Origin of the sequence: Maribacter cobaltidurans (assembly GCF_002269385.1) — a bacterium.
Classification (GTDB): domain Bacteria; phylum Bacteroidota; class Bacteroidia; order Flavobacteriales; family Flavobacteriaceae; genus Maribacter; species Maribacter cobaltidurans.
Window position 1 is genome coordinate 1,108,378 of the sequence record NZ_CP022957.1, and the last position, 14,465, is coordinate 1,122,842.

Genomic DNA, 14,465 nt, shown 5'->3' on the forward strand with positions numbered 1-14,465 from the left:
ACGAGAACACTTATGAAACAACAAATAAAGCTACTAGTACTCGCAGTTGCTTTTGCAGGGAATATTCCTTTAGCATTTGGCCAGCAATCCAACAAAGTCATCGAAGATTTTAAACCTTCTACAAAAAACCAACCGGGAAAGGAATATCCACAGGTAAACTCCCAAGGTTATGCCCGATTTAGAATTGAGGCACCTGCTGCGGATAGTGTACGGGTCAGTTTAGGCCTAGGTGGCCGAGGGGGCACCAAATTGGAAAAAGGCAAAGACGGATTTTGGACCGGAACAACAGAAGGGCCTATGGATGAGGGATTCCATTACTATCATGTGAATGTAGATGGCGGTACTTTCAACGACCCTGGAGCCAAGAACTATTACGGTTCCACCCGATGGGAAAGCGGTATAGAAATTCCTGCACATGACCAAGAGTTCTATGCGCTAAAGGATGTTCCTCACGGTAAGGTGGAACAAATCTTATTTCCATCACCCAGTACGAACACATCTAGAAGGGCATTTGTCTATACCCCTCCCGGATATGCCGATAACCCTGATAAGAAATATCCGGTATTGTACCTGCAACATGGTTGGGGCGAGGATGAAACCGCTTGGAGCAACCAAGGTCATGCCAATTTGATAATGGACAATCTTATTGCCGACGGTAAAATTGAACCTTTTATGATTGTAATGACCTACGGAATGACGAACGAAATCAAGTTCGGGGGACTTCGAAATTTTGACATCAACCCTTTTCAAACTGTAATGGTGGATGAACTGATTCCTTATGTGGATAAAAATTTCCGTACCCTAGCCGATGGATCGCATAGGGCCATGGCGGGACTTTCCATGGGTGGTATGGAAACCAAGATGATTACCTTGAACAAGCCTGATGTATTTGCATATTACGGCTTATTAAGTGGTGGTACGTATGCCCCTGAGGATGTCGACAAAGAAGATGTGAAACTTATATTTCTAAGCTGCGGCAGTAAGGAACGCCCAGAGCGCATAAAGGAAGCTACAGAAAAATTAAAAGAGGCCGGTTATCCAGTGGCCTCCTATATATCTGAAGGCACGGCCCACGAATTTCAGACATGGCGCCGCAGTTTGAAAGAAATGGCCCCCATGTTGTTTACCAAGTAAAATGCTTAATTCCGAGAACACATGAAAAATGGCATTTTTACGCTGGCGCTCATCACATTATTTGGATATGGATACAGTTTTGCCCAATCCAAAAACAGTGATGGGTATCAACCATCGGTGACCAATCAACCTGGAAAAGAATTTCCGAAGGTCAATTCCGAAGGGAAAGTGCGTGCCCAGCTTTTGGCTCCCAATGCTACTGATGTCCGTTTGGATATCGGAGGGGTTAAATATGAGATGGTCAAAAATGAAGACGGCCTATGGACCGGGGAATCCGGACCGCAGGATGAAGGCTTTCATTATTATCAACTGAATGTGGATGGGGCATCGGTTCCCGATCCGGGCACCAAATACTACTACGGTGCTGGCAGATGGGGAAGCGGAATCGAAATACCGCCAAGCGACAAGGAAATTTATGTCCTTAAAAAGGTGCCTCATGGTTTGGTTTCGGAAAAAATCTATTTCTCGGAGATTACCAAGGCCTGGAGACGCTGTTTTGTGTATACCCCACCAAACTACCTTAAAGAAACCAACAAACGTTATCCTGTACTCTATTTGCAACATGGTAGTTTTGAGGATGAAACAGGATGGGTCTCCCAAGGGCATACCAATCTGATTTTGGATAATCTATTAGCCGAAAATAAAGCGGAACCGATGATTATCGTCATGGATAATGGCTATGCTTACAGACCGGAGGAATTGGAAAAAAGTCAGTCCGGTGGCAGACCCGCCTCCGCTTTCGAGGAAGTGATGATGACCGAAATCATTCCCATGATCGATGCTGAATTCAGGACTAAAACGGGCCGCACACAAAGGGCTATTGCTGGCCTATCCATGGGAGCCAACCAGACAATGCGTATCTGCCTGAACAACTTGGATACTTTCGCTTCATACGGAGGTTTTAGCGGTACTTCTAACTACCCCAGTAGTGACGCCATTGATACTTCTACTTTCTTGAACGGGGTATTTGATGATGGTGTGTCGCTTGATAAAAAAATGGATGTTTTCTTTTTGAGCATGGGTACTAAAGAACCAAACCCTTTTCCCGGGTCTATCGGCGCCTTCAAAAACATGTTGGACAAACAAGGTATTGACTACACCTTTTACGAATCGCCCAAGACGGCACACGAATGGTTGACTTGGCGTAGAAGCCTTTATGAATTTGCCCAGCTCATTTTTAAAAATTGAAGCAGGCGATGAAACTTTAATACACTACTATGAATTTTAAGAATTTTTATTTACAAATTTTCACCTCGGCTCTGCTGTTAACTGCAGCCCCTAGCTTTGGTCAGCAAGCGAATGTCAACTTGGACTATAACCCCCAAAAAGATACGGAAGGGTTGATTCCTTTTAGTGCAGCGGTAAATTCTCCCGAAGTGCACGATGACCGCACCGTTACTTTTCGGGTAAAAGCTCCCGACGCAAAAAATGTGGAATTGAACCCGGGTGCCATCAACACTGCTTTGGGCAAGGGAAGAGAGCCCATCCCTTTTACCAAAGGTGATGATGGGGTCTGGTCATTGACTATTGGCCCGCTTCCGGTGGATATGTATTCGTATCATTTTAGAATAGATGGTGCACAAATTGCAGATCCTAATAATACCCAGGCCGCTTTTACGGCCATGCCACCATACAGTACTTTGGTGGTGCATGGAGACGGCCCTGCGTATTATGATGCGAAAAATGTACCCCATGGAAATGTTACGCGTCACGTTTATCATTCGGATGTCACCAATGGCGAAAGAGAATTATATGTTTACACTCCTCCTGGCTATGATTCCAGTAAAGAATATCCAGTACTCTATCTGGTAGGAGGAAGTGGCGAACTACCTTCAAACTGGATTTATGATGGAAGGGCAAATTTTATTATGGACAATCTTTTGGCAGAAGGCAAGGCAAAACCAATGATTATTGCCATACCCAACAATCAGGTCATTCATCGGAATCATCCGGAGCATGCTGAACTAACCTTTGGTATTTTTGAAAAGGAGCTACGAAACCATGTGATTCCAATAGTAAATAAAAATTACAGTACAATAGAATCTCCTCAAGGAAGGGCCATTTCCGGATTGTCCATGGGCGGCCGTCACAGCATGTTCATCGGTTTTAGGTCACTTGACCTTTTTGCAAACTTTGGAATTCTTAGCGCTGGCGATACCGATGCAGAAACTTCGTTGGCAGCTTTTTTAAATAATCCTAAAGTCAATGATAAGGTCGATTATCTTTTTGTAGGTCAAGGAACCAAGGAAGCGGAAGGCTTTTTCAACGCAAGGGTGAAAGGACTCGTAGATGCTCTTAACAACCACAACATAGAACACGAATACTATGATGGAGGAAATGGTGGGCATGACTGGTCTACTTGGCGTCATCTCTTATATTACAGGTTTCTACCTAATCTTTGGGAAGACCTTGATAATTGAACAACAATCCTTCCAACATGAAAAAACTACTATACTTCTTTATTTTTTTAAGTACTATCCTAGTAGGTGCCCAGAATAGTGATTTGTCAAGGGATAGTATCGCCAAGTATACCCAACAAGATTTTGCACAAATGAAGGAGCAATTGGGGATTACGATTCCCAATCGTCCAGGACCTTCGGGAAATCCAGCTGACCCGAATGCAGCCAATAGTGACGAAAATAAAGTTGTTGCATATAATCTTCCTGACCCTTTAACTACTTCAAAAGGAACTCAAATAGTAACAGAAGAAGCTTGGTGGAAGATTAGAAAACCAGAAATAGTAGCACAGTTTGAAACAGAGATGTACGGTCATGTCCCCGAAAACATCCCCGATATAAGCTGGACCGTCGTATCGGAAAAAGACACCACAGCCGGTCCGTATCCGGTAACGGAAACGCTGCTCATAGGCAAGGTGGACAATTCCAATCATCCCGATATCGAAGTTAATATAGAGTTGCTGATAGGCCTTCCCAAAAACAGTGAAAAGGCGGTGCCTTTGGTCACACGTTTTGGCTTTATCACTTGGCCTTTTGGTCCGCCTCCCGCAGAACCTAGCAGTTATTTTATGTCCTCTTATGAACCTTTATGGAAACAACAACTAATCTCACAAGACTGGGGCTATGCCATTTTGGTACCTTCAACCATTCAGGCAGATAATGGTGCGGGATTAACCTCAGGTATTATAGGTCTCGTCAATAAAGGAGAGCATAGAAGCCCGGAAGATTGGGGTGTACTCCGTGCTTGGGCCTGGGGAGCTGGAAAAGCCATGGACTATTATGAAACTAATCCAAAAATCGACGCCTCAAAAATCGGTATTGAAGGAACCTCTCGCTATGGCAAGGCGGCCTTGGTCACCATGGCTTTTGACCCACGGTTTTCTTTGGGCTTTATTGGTAGCTCTGGAGCTGGAGGAGCTTCCCTATTACGAAGGAATTTTGGTGAGATGGTAGAAAATTTGGCTTCTAGTGCAGAGTACCACTGGTTTGCAGGTAATTTCATTAAATATGCGAGCACCCTCACGGTAAATGACTTGCCTGTTGATGCCCATGAACTTATCGCATTATGTGCGCCTAGACCTGTTTTTATAAGTGTGGGTTCACCGCTCATCGAAGGAAATTGGGTGGATGGAAAGGGCATGTTCCTTGCAGGACTTCATGCCTCCCCGGTATATACCTTGCTCGGCAAAAAAGGTATGGAAAGCGAAGAATATCCGGTAATTGGTCAAGCCTTGACTTCCGGAGAAGTTGCTTTTAGACAACATGCGGGCGGGCATAGCACAGGGCCCAACTGGAGTACCTGGATTGCGTGGGCACATAAATACTGGAAAGATGAATAAGAATTAATACAACTTTTGAATACTTTAAAAATGAGAAAAAAAAATACACTTTTAGCAATGGTCTTTTTATCGCTGTTTGCAATGGTAAGCTTTACCATTTCGGAATACAGTACGCATCCACCTAAAAAAAACGTCCCCATATTTACTAAAGTCATCTATGAGGGTAACGATCAGGTCTACAACGATTATCCATTGGAAGAAGGGGAATTTTATAATCCCATTTTACAGGGTTGTTACCCAGATCCTGCCATTACCAGAAAGGGAGACGACTATTATATGGTTTGCTCCTCTTTTGCCATGTTTCCCGGCGTGCCCATTTTCCACTCAAAAGATTTAGTTAATTGGACCGACTTAGGTGGTGTTTTAGATGATATTACCGAGTTCAACCCTCATGATACTGGTATTAGTCAAGGTGTTTATGCCCCTGGTATAACTTACAACCCTAATAATGATACATTTTATATGATTGTTACGGCTTTTTCTGGGGGACTAGGAAATATCATCGTAAAAACAAAAGATCCTATGAAAGGATGGGGCAGCCCAAAAAAGCTAGATTTTGGCGGAATTGATCCCTCCATTTTCTTTGATGATGACGGTAAGGCTTATGTTGTACATAATGATGCCCCAGATAAAGGAAAAGAGTTATACAATGGGCACAGGGTCATCAAAATATGGGAATATGATATTGAGAATGATCAAGTAATAGCCGGTACAGACGAAATCATTGTAGATGGTGGCGTAGATATTACCGAAAAACCCATTTGGATCGAGGCACCACATATATATAAAAAAGACGGAAGTTATTACTTAATGTGCGCCGAAGGTGGTACGGGTGACTGGCACAGTGAAGTGATTTTTAAAAGTGATAGCCCAAAAGGACCCTACATTCCTGCTCCGAGTAACCCGATTTTGACCCAACGTTACTTTCCAAAAGACAGAGAAAATATGGTGGACTGGGCCGGTCATGCCGATTTGGTTAAAGGTCCGGATGACCAATATTACGGCGTATTCCTTGCCATTAGGCCCAATGAAGAAAATCGCGTTAATACGGGTCGGGAGACCTTCATTCTACCCGTAGATTGGTCCGGTGAATATCCTGTCTTCAAAAATGGTTTGGTCCCTATGGAGCCAAAGCTTAAAATGCCACAAGGCGTAACCAATAAAACTGGTCAAGATGGTTTTATACCCAATGGAAACTTCACCTTTGAAGAAAATTTCTCTTCGGACAACCTGGATTATAGATGGATTGGTTTAAGGGGTACACGGGAAGCGTTCATTAAACAAACAAAGAAAGGTTTGGAAATCACCCCGTTCAGTACCAACATCAAGGAACGAAAACCTACCTCAACATTATTTCATCGGCAACAGCATAGAACCTTTTCCTTTACAACAACGTTGGAATATGAGCCCAAATCGGAAAAAGACATGGCCGGAGTTACGGCCTATCAAAATGAAAATTCCAATTATGTATTCGGTATCACAAAAAAAGGAAAGGAAAACTATTTAGTTCTTCAGAAAAACAGTAAACCAAATTGGCGTGGCGAAACAGTTTCTGAAATCATCGCAACGGAACCGATTGATTTGAATGGCCCAATAGACCTAAAAATATCAGCCGAAGGGGATGAATATCAATTCAGTTATGCGGTAGACGGTTCGGATTTCAAAACGGTTGGCGGAACAGTTTCTGGAGATATTCTTTCTACCGATGTTGCCGGAGGTTTTACCGGTGCCTTGTTAGGATTGTATGCAACATCAGGTAACGACATCATACTGGAGGATTAGTACAATTATTTTTTGAAAAGTAATTACCGAGTAACTTAAAATCTACTTAATGGGGAAAAATATTTTTTATCATATAGTTTTATTCTTCTTATCATTTTCCGCTATAAATGCTCAGGAAATAATAAATCTATATTCTTCTGAAATTCCAAATTCAAAACCCTCTGAAATAAAAGAATCTGGAGAAGGTTTGTATAGGAATGTAACCCATCCTACCCTGGAATATTTTAAACCAAATCCCGAAAAAGCGACAGGCACAGCCGTTATTCTTATTCCCGGCGGCGGTTATAGTGTTATTGTTTATCAAGGTGAAGGCATTAGCAATGCAAAAATTTTAGCTGAAAAAGGTATTGCCTCTTTTGTTTTAAAATATCGCTTACCAAATGATGAGATCATGGTAGATAGAAAAATTGGTCCTTTACAAGATGCCCAACAAGCCATAAAAATAGTGCGTGAAAATGCTGAAAAGTGGGGGTTGAACAAAGACAAAATTGGTGTAATGGGGTTTTCTGCTGGAGGGCATTTAGCTTCAACTGTTTCCACCCATTTTGAAAAAGCGTATATAGAAAATGTAAAGAACATAAGCTTACGGCCCGACTTTCAAATTTTGGTTTATCCAGTGATTAGCATGACCAGTAATTTAACCCACGATGGTTCTCGAAATGCTTTAATTGGTGAAAATCCAAGTGAAGAAGATATTCGACTTTTCTCCAACGAATTACAAGTGAATACAAATACACCAATTGCTTACATAACGCATGCTGCAGATGCTATCACTGTTGATGTGGACAATAGTATTGAATATTTTGAACAATTGAGACACAAAAAAGTAAATGTGGAAATGCATATTTATCCAAAAGGAGGTCATGGATTTATTTTCAAACACTCCAGCTGGATTACTCCCTTATTTGATTGGATGAAAAGGAACCAATTAATGAATGACTGATATTTTTAATTGTAAACTAGATACACAACACTAAAAATGAAAAAACTAAGAATCCACATCGGCGTTTTGGCAATACTCCTAATGTCTTCCATAAAAATTATGGGTCAGGACCCAAACTTCCATATTTATTTAAGTTTTGGTCAGTCAAACATGGAAGGGAACGCTCGTATAGAAGCACAGGACACTATTGATGTAACGGACCGTTTTAAGGTTTTGGCAGCAGTAGACTGTCCGGAACTTAATCGAAAGAAAGGAAATTGGTACACGGCCATACCGCCACTATGCCGTTGTAAAACGGGCCTTACTCCTACAGATTATTTCGGAAGAACAATGGTAGAAAGTTTGCCCGAAAGCATTACAGTTGGGGTCATCAATGTAGCTGTAGGAGGTTGTAAAATTGAACTTTTCAACAAGGATGGTTATGAGGATTATGTCAAAACAGCCCCAGATTGGATGCTGAATATGATTAAGGAATATGACGGAAATCCATATGGTCGTCTTGTAGAGATGGCAAAGATTGCTCAAAAAGATGGTGTTATAAAAGGTATTTTATTACATCAGGGAGAATCGAACACCGGGGACACCCTATGGCCCAAAAAAGTAAAAATAGTATATGACAACCTGCTTAAAGACTTGGGGCTTGAGGCTTCCAAAACACCTTTAATTGCCGGTGAAATGGTACATGCGGATCAAGGCGGTATTTGTTCGAGTATGAACGAAATTGTTGCAACACTTCCAGAAACGATACCCAATGCACATATTGTTTCGTCAAAGGGAGTGCCGGATGCAAAGGATAATCTTCATTTTAATGCCGAAGGCTACCGTATTCTTGGCAGAAGATATGCCATTAAACTATTGAATGCTCTTCGTAATCAGGCCAACAATCCAATTGCCGAAAGGCACGCTCCTAAAGGGTTTGATATGGAAAAATCCGGAATAACGAAAGGTCGTATCGACAGTATTCTGTATGATTCAAAAACGGTCGGTGCTCAGAGGAAAGCGCTCATCTACACCCCTCGAGGTTATTCCAAATCAAAACGCTATCCAGTGTTGTATTTGTTGCATGGTATCGGTGGCGATGAAAAGGAATGGTATAAAAATGGAGCTCCGGCCGCAATTTTGGACAATCTCTATGCGGAAGGAAAATTGGAACCGATGATCGTGGTCATGCCAAACGGTCGCGCCATGAAAAATGACCGGGCCGAGGGTAATATTTTTGCCCAGGATAAAGTGGCCGCCTTTGCCACTTTTGAAAAAGACTTGTTGAACGATTTGATTCCGTATGTAGAGAAAAAATTCAAAGTCTATAAGGATAGGGAGCACCGCGCCATTGCAGGTCTCTCTATGGGTGGTGGGCAAACCCTGAATTTTGGTTTGGGCAATTTGGATACTTTTTCTTGGGTGGGTGCCTTTTCTTCGGCCCCAAATACAAAAATACCTGAAGAATTACTGCCAAATCCTGAAAAGGCTAAAGAATTGGAAGTATTATGGATCAGTTGTGGCAATGCCGACGGTCTGATGCCTTTTAGTAAACGTACGAGTGATTACTTGAGTGCACAAGATGTTCCCCATATCTTTTATGTGGAACCAGGTGGACATGATTTTGAGGTGTGGAAAAATGACTTGTACATGTTTTCTCAATTACTCTTTAAACCGGTTGATAAATCACTTTTCAACAAATACAGCGTACTCGGATTACCAGCAAGCACCAATATAAGAAGGTCGTCCTATCCTCAAATACTGCCGGATAAGCGTGTTATTTTCAAGACCAAGGCTCCGGAAGCAAAACAGCTACAAATAGACCTGGGTAAAAAATACGACATGGAAATAATAGATGATGAAGGTTTTTGGACCGTTACCACAGACTCCATCACAGAAGGTTTTCATTACTATTCCCTGATCATCGACGGGGTAGCGGTCGCGGACCCTGCCAGCGAATCATTTTATGGAATGGGCCGCATGGCCAGTGGAATCGAGATTCCGTTTAAGGGAGATGAATACTACAGCCTAAAGGAGGTTCCCCATGGTGATATTCGCATTAACAAGTACTATTCCAAGGCATCCCGTTCCTGGCGAGAAATGTATGTCTATACGCCTCCGGGGTATGATGGGTCAACCGGTAACTATCCGGTACTCTACCTCTTACACGGCGGTGGCGAAGACCAACGGGGCTGGGCCATGCAAGGGAAGACCAATCTAATATTGGACAATTTAATTGCCGAAAATGAAGCCAAACCGATGATTATTGCCATGTTGGACGGAAATGTTTCCTCTGGCGGTCTCGCCGGATTTAACGAAAATTCACTGAAGGCCTTTGAAAACGAACTAAAGCAAGCAGCGATACCCTTTGTGGAAAACAAATACCGTGTTAAGACAGGAGCCGAAAATAGAGCCTTGGCCGGACTCTCCATGGGTGGATTACAAACACTATACGCAGGCATTCAGAACACGGACATGTTCGCTTATCTGGGTGTTTTCAGTTCGGGATGGTTCGCCAATAACGATGAACTATCCGGTCCCCAATATGCTTTTATGAAAGAGCATACCGAAAAAATCAATAGCGACTTGGACCACTTCTTTATTTCCATGGGAGGTAAAGAGGATATCGCCTATCAAAACTGTCAGGTGATGATGAAAAAATTTGACGAGATGGGAATCAAATATGAGTACAGCGAATATCCAGGAGGACATACATGGCCGGTATGGCGACATGACCTTTATAAATTTGCCCAGCTTTTATTTAAAGAGTAGGCGAATTATAACGAATCAGATTATTGAAAAATTCAGTACAAACAACCTTTAGGAAAATCAAATAGCAACATTAAAATAAATTAAACTCATTAAAACAAGACACTATGTTACACCAATTTAAATTCGCAATTCTAGGCATGCTATCGCTCTTTGCCATATCAGCCTTCGCACAAGATGGAACCATTTATCCACTTGATGCTCCTTCGGAGCCAAATGCCATTCCACTCAACACAGGTGGTGTGGATGACCAACCCGCATCAGAATCTTGGTTCAAACAATGGGGCGACCCCATGGCAAGAAATATAACAAAAGCCACTTTGACCCCTTTTCTTCCAGAACCAGGCAAAGCGAACGGAGCAGCGGTAATTGTAGCACCTGGTGGTGGTTTTAGATGGCTTTCCATGGGTAACGAAGGATGGGAAGTAGCGGAGGCACTTGCAAAACAGGGTTACGCTGCATTTGTACTTAAATATCGTCTATACCCTACAGCAGAATCGCTTGATGATTTTACGGCTTGGATGAACCGTCCACGTCCTCCTGCGCCTGCGCCAGCTGAAAACTCGAGTGAAAAAAAGGAAGAAGCACCTGCACCTCCTGTACAAAGGGACCTTTCCAACCAACTTGAGGATGCGGAGGCTGCATACGCCATGATTGTAGATCGTGCTAAGGAGTGGGGCGTTGACACCAATAGAATAGGGATGATAGGATTTTCAGCAGGGGCCGGACTTACTATGCACTCAACGCTTAATTCAAAAACTATGAAATTAGCTTTTATAGGCCCAATTTATGGTGGTATGGGACCTGTTGAGGTACCTAAGAATGCCCCACCAATGTTCAATGTAATAGCTAGTGATGACTTCCTTTTTAGGGGTCAGTTTGGGATTATTGATTCATGGTTTAAGGCTGGGATTCCTGTGGAATTCCATCTCTATCAAAATGGTGGACATGGATTTGGCCTAGGAAACCCGAACCGTACAAGCAATCGTTGGTTCGATGCCTTTATACATTGGTTGGACGTCAATGGTTTTCAATCGGAAATGACAGCGGAAAAATAAGGTTATTAGATATTGAATATCCAATAACTAAATTGGCTATTATTCCAGTCAATATAAAAAAGCCGACTTATAAAAAGTCGGCTTTTCCCTTTGTACAGGCGGAGAGACTTACTTTGACTACGCTCAGCATGAACTTCTCGTCTCCCCTTCATTTCTAACTTCATTAAGGAATGTTCAATAAAAAAAGCCTCTTGTTTCCAAGAAGCTTTAATAAGTACAGGCGGAGAGACTTGCTTCGACTGCGCTCAGCATGAACTTCTCGTCTCCCCTTCATTTCTAACTTCATTAAGGAATGTTCAATAAAAAAAGCCTCTTGTTTCCAAGAAGCTTTAATAAGTACAGGCGGAGAGACTCGAACTCTCACACCTTGCGGCACTAGATCCTAAGTCTAGCGTACATTTGCCCAAACAATAGCAAAGTAATTCATTTCCAATTGTTTAAGTGATTTCACATTTTATTTGATATCATCTAATATCAATTGATTTCAGCATTTGTTGTACCTATGTTGTACCCAAAGAACCTAATAAAATCGTATCTTTATACTGGTTCTAAGACCAAATGTTGTACCTGATTTGACTTTCGTGCTAAAAACAGGTAACAATGTCATCAAACGCAAAAATAGTTCTTCGCAAAAAGCCTAATAAAGAAGGCTTGTATCCTCTTGCTATACGTATCACAAAAAATCGTCGCTCAACATACCAATATATAGGTCACTATATTGAATTGGAAGATTGGGATGAAAAGAATATTCGGGTTAAGAAATCACACATAAATTTCAAAAAATTGAACAATTTGTTATCTTCGAAACTTTCTGAACTAAACAATGCCCTTATTACGCTCCAATCCAAACATAAGGATGCTTCTGCCAATCAAATTAAGAAGGAAATATATTCCTCTGGCATCAATGCTACATTCTTTGAATTAGCACAAGAGCATCTTGACGATTTAGAAAGTACAGAAAAGCTAAATCGTTTATCTACTGATAAAGCGTGGTTGAGCTTTATTATAAAATATCACAATTCGAAGCAACTGTCTTTTCAAGAAATTGATGAACGTTTTCTTAAAAAACTGATGTTAACTTTAAAAGTTAAGTACTCTCTATCAGAAACCTCAATAATGAACATTTTGGTATTTGTAAGACTATTATTTAATAGAGCAATCAAATACAAAATTGTAAGCAGAGAATTATATCCGTTCGGCGGCGATAAAATCAAAATCAAATTTCCTGAAACCACCAAAGTAGGGCTAAATATTTTAGAGATTCAACAAATTGAAAATTTGATAAACCTTAAACCTTCTGAAGAACATACTAGAAATGTCTGGCTTTTTAGTTTCAATTTTGCAGGTATGCGGGTATCTGATGTTTTACGAACCAAATGGTCGGACATTTATGATAACAGGCTGCATTATAGAATGCATAAAAACGCAAAGCTTCTATCATTAAAAATTCCAGAAAAAGTACTAAAGATTCTAGACCAATATAAAGACGATAAAAGAAATGATGATGATTTTGTTTTCCCTGAATTGAAAAAAGCCAATCTAGATGATGCTAAAGATATTTACAATAAGAGGAAAACAGCTACTAAAAAGTTTAATGACAATTTAAAATCAATCTCTAAAAAGGCTAAAATTAATAAGCATATAACTATGCACATAGCGCGTCATAGCTTTGGAAATATCGCTGGGGATGCAATACATCCGTTAATGCTTCAAAAGCTATATCGTCATAGCGATTTGAAAACTACATTGAACTATCAGGCAAATTTCATTCATAAAGAAGCCGATGATGCTTTGGATAGTGTTGTGAATTTCTAGAACACCATTTCAATATTTGCACATTTGCCAGCGATTAATTGGTAAATTTGCAAAACTAATGAAACAAATATTTTATAAAATAGCATCCTTTTTTAATAGCTATTGTTGTATTTCTTTCTACAATGTCATTTACTATTGATATACATTATTGTGGTGATACTTTGGTTGATTCTGCAATTTTTAAAAAGATAGGTACTCTTGGGTATAATAATCTATAAGGGTTATCACGCCAATTCAAGCAGGAAACTGGTGATACAATGAAAAAATATAAGGAAAAAAGAGGAGTCAGGACTCCCTTAGATAAAATATGATAAAACATTCATGATATATAATAAATATTAATAATGCAATAGGAATAATTTTACAGCTTTTACCAAAATTTTATGATTGTAAAAAAAACAATTTAAAAGATTTAATATATCGAAAAAAATGTAAAATTGGAGGAAATAAAAGCAGTTCATATTATTTCAGTATGTTACAGACCTGAAAAATCAATTGCTAATCTCGTTTGGGAAACTTAAATAATCTATACCTATAAAACTTCTATAATATGTTTAAAATTTCAATTACCATTATGCTATTGCTGCTATATAGTATCACTGTTACAGCACAAGAACAGAATCAGACAAATACACAAAATGAAAGTGAATCATTTGAAAAAAGGTGGCACATCTCTGGCGTTATAAGTCACACTTACATCGGTAGCAATGGGAAGGGCAACCAACTTTTTGTTCCTTCTTGGGGACTGAACATAGGTTATAGGTTAAATCATAAATTGGGTATAGGACTACATAGTGATATTAGGGCTGACAATTTTGTGGTTGTGCGCCGCAATAATAATGAAGAAATCGAGCGGAAATATCCGCTTGTATTTACTTTAGATGCACTCTACAATATATCCAACAGTTTAGTTTTGACTGTGGGACCAGGGATTGAGGTGGAGCAAAATGAATCGTTTGGTTTGGCACGTATAGGCTTAGAATACGAATATGAGATTGGTACCGACTTTTATTTGATGCCTACACTTTTTTATGACCAGCGATTTGATGGTTATAGTACTACTACTATTGGCCTTGGATTGGCCTTCAAATTATAGCCATTGTAATTGATTGAAAGCAATTAAAAAAAACTTTGGGTTTAAAATTAATTATCTGCTAAATTGTATAAAACAAAAAAATACAGCAATTAA

The 14,465-nt window shown here is 40.4% G+C and carries 10 protein-coding genes and 1 pseudogene; all 11 read left to right on the plus strand.

The window, feature by feature from the left end; translation table 11 throughout:
* Positions 1 to 12: 12 nt before the first annotated feature.
* The 11 genes and pseudogenes from CJ263_RS04745 (at position 13) to CJ263_RS04790 (ending at position 14,372) form a co-directional block, all read left to right on the plus strand.
* The gene (locus CJ263_RS04745; RefSeq protein ID WP_094996202.1) at positions 13 to 1,134 is read left to right on the plus strand and encodes an alpha/beta hydrolase-fold protein; all 1,122 of its coding nucleotides are present in this window, start codon (positions 13 to 15) and stop codon (positions 1,132 to 1,134) included.
* A gap of 21 nt (positions 1,135 to 1,155) precedes the next feature.
* Positions 1,156 to 2,322 (plus strand): alpha/beta hydrolase-fold protein, encoded by a 1,167-nt coding sequence (locus CJ263_RS04750; protein WP_094996203.1) that lies wholly within the window; start codon positions 1,156 to 1,158, stop codon positions 2,320 to 2,322.
* A 29-nt stretch (positions 2,323 to 2,351) separates the two neighbouring features.
* Positions 2,352 to 3,554 (plus strand): esterase, encoded by a 1,203-nt coding sequence (locus tag CJ263_RS04755; protein WP_094996204.1) that lies wholly within the window; start codon positions 2,352 to 2,354, stop codon positions 3,552 to 3,554.
* A 17-nt stretch (positions 3,555 to 3,571) separates the two neighbouring features.
* Positions 3,572 to 4,930, plus strand: coding sequence for a glucuronyl esterase domain-containing protein (locus CJ263_RS04760; RefSeq protein ID WP_094999119.1), 1,359 nt, complete (start codon positions 3,572 to 3,574; stop codon positions 4,928 to 4,930).
* A gap of 30 nt (positions 4,931 to 4,960) precedes the next feature.
* A complete protein-coding gene (locus tag CJ263_RS04765; RefSeq protein WP_094996205.1) occupies positions 4,961 to 6,712 on the plus strand; it encodes a glycoside hydrolase family 43 protein in 1,752 nt (583 codons plus the stop codon).
* Between the two features lie 49 nt (positions 6,713 to 6,761).
* Positions 6,762 to 7,655: an alpha/beta hydrolase gene (locus CJ263_RS04770; RefSeq protein ID WP_094996206.1), complete on the plus strand. Its 894-nt coding sequence runs from the start codon at positions 6,762 to 6,764 to the stop codon at positions 7,653 to 7,655.
* Positions 7,656 to 7,691: 36 nt separating this feature from the next.
* Positions 7,692 to 10,406: an alpha/beta hydrolase-fold protein gene (locus CJ263_RS04775; RefSeq protein ID WP_094996207.1), complete on the plus strand. Its 2,715-nt coding sequence runs from the start codon at positions 7,692 to 7,694 to the stop codon at positions 10,404 to 10,406.
* Between the two features lie 104 nt (positions 10,407 to 10,510).
* On the plus strand, positions 10,511 to 11,461 hold the full coding sequence (locus tag CJ263_RS04780; RefSeq protein ID WP_094996208.1) for an alpha/beta hydrolase: 951 nt from the start codon (positions 10,511 to 10,513) through the stop codon (positions 11,459 to 11,461).
* A gap of 600 nt (positions 11,462 to 12,061) precedes the next feature.
* The gene (locus tag CJ263_RS04785) at positions 12,062 to 13,276 is read left to right on the plus strand and encodes a site-specific integrase (protein ID WP_094996209.1); all 1,215 of its coding nucleotides are present in this window, start codon (positions 12,062 to 12,064) and stop codon (positions 13,274 to 13,276) included.
* A gap of 58 nt (positions 13,277 to 13,334) precedes the next feature.
* A pseudogene (locus CJ263_RS21500) lies at positions 13,335 to 13,464 on the plus strand (HYC_CC_PP family protein); the annotation flags it as partial.
* 386 nt (positions 13,465 to 13,850) lie between these two features.
* Entirely contained in the window at positions 13,851 to 14,372 is a 522-nt protein-coding gene (locus CJ263_RS04790) for a hypothetical protein (RefSeq protein WP_158657082.1), read from the plus strand.
* The last annotated feature ends 93 nt before the right edge of the window (positions 14,373 to 14,465 follow it).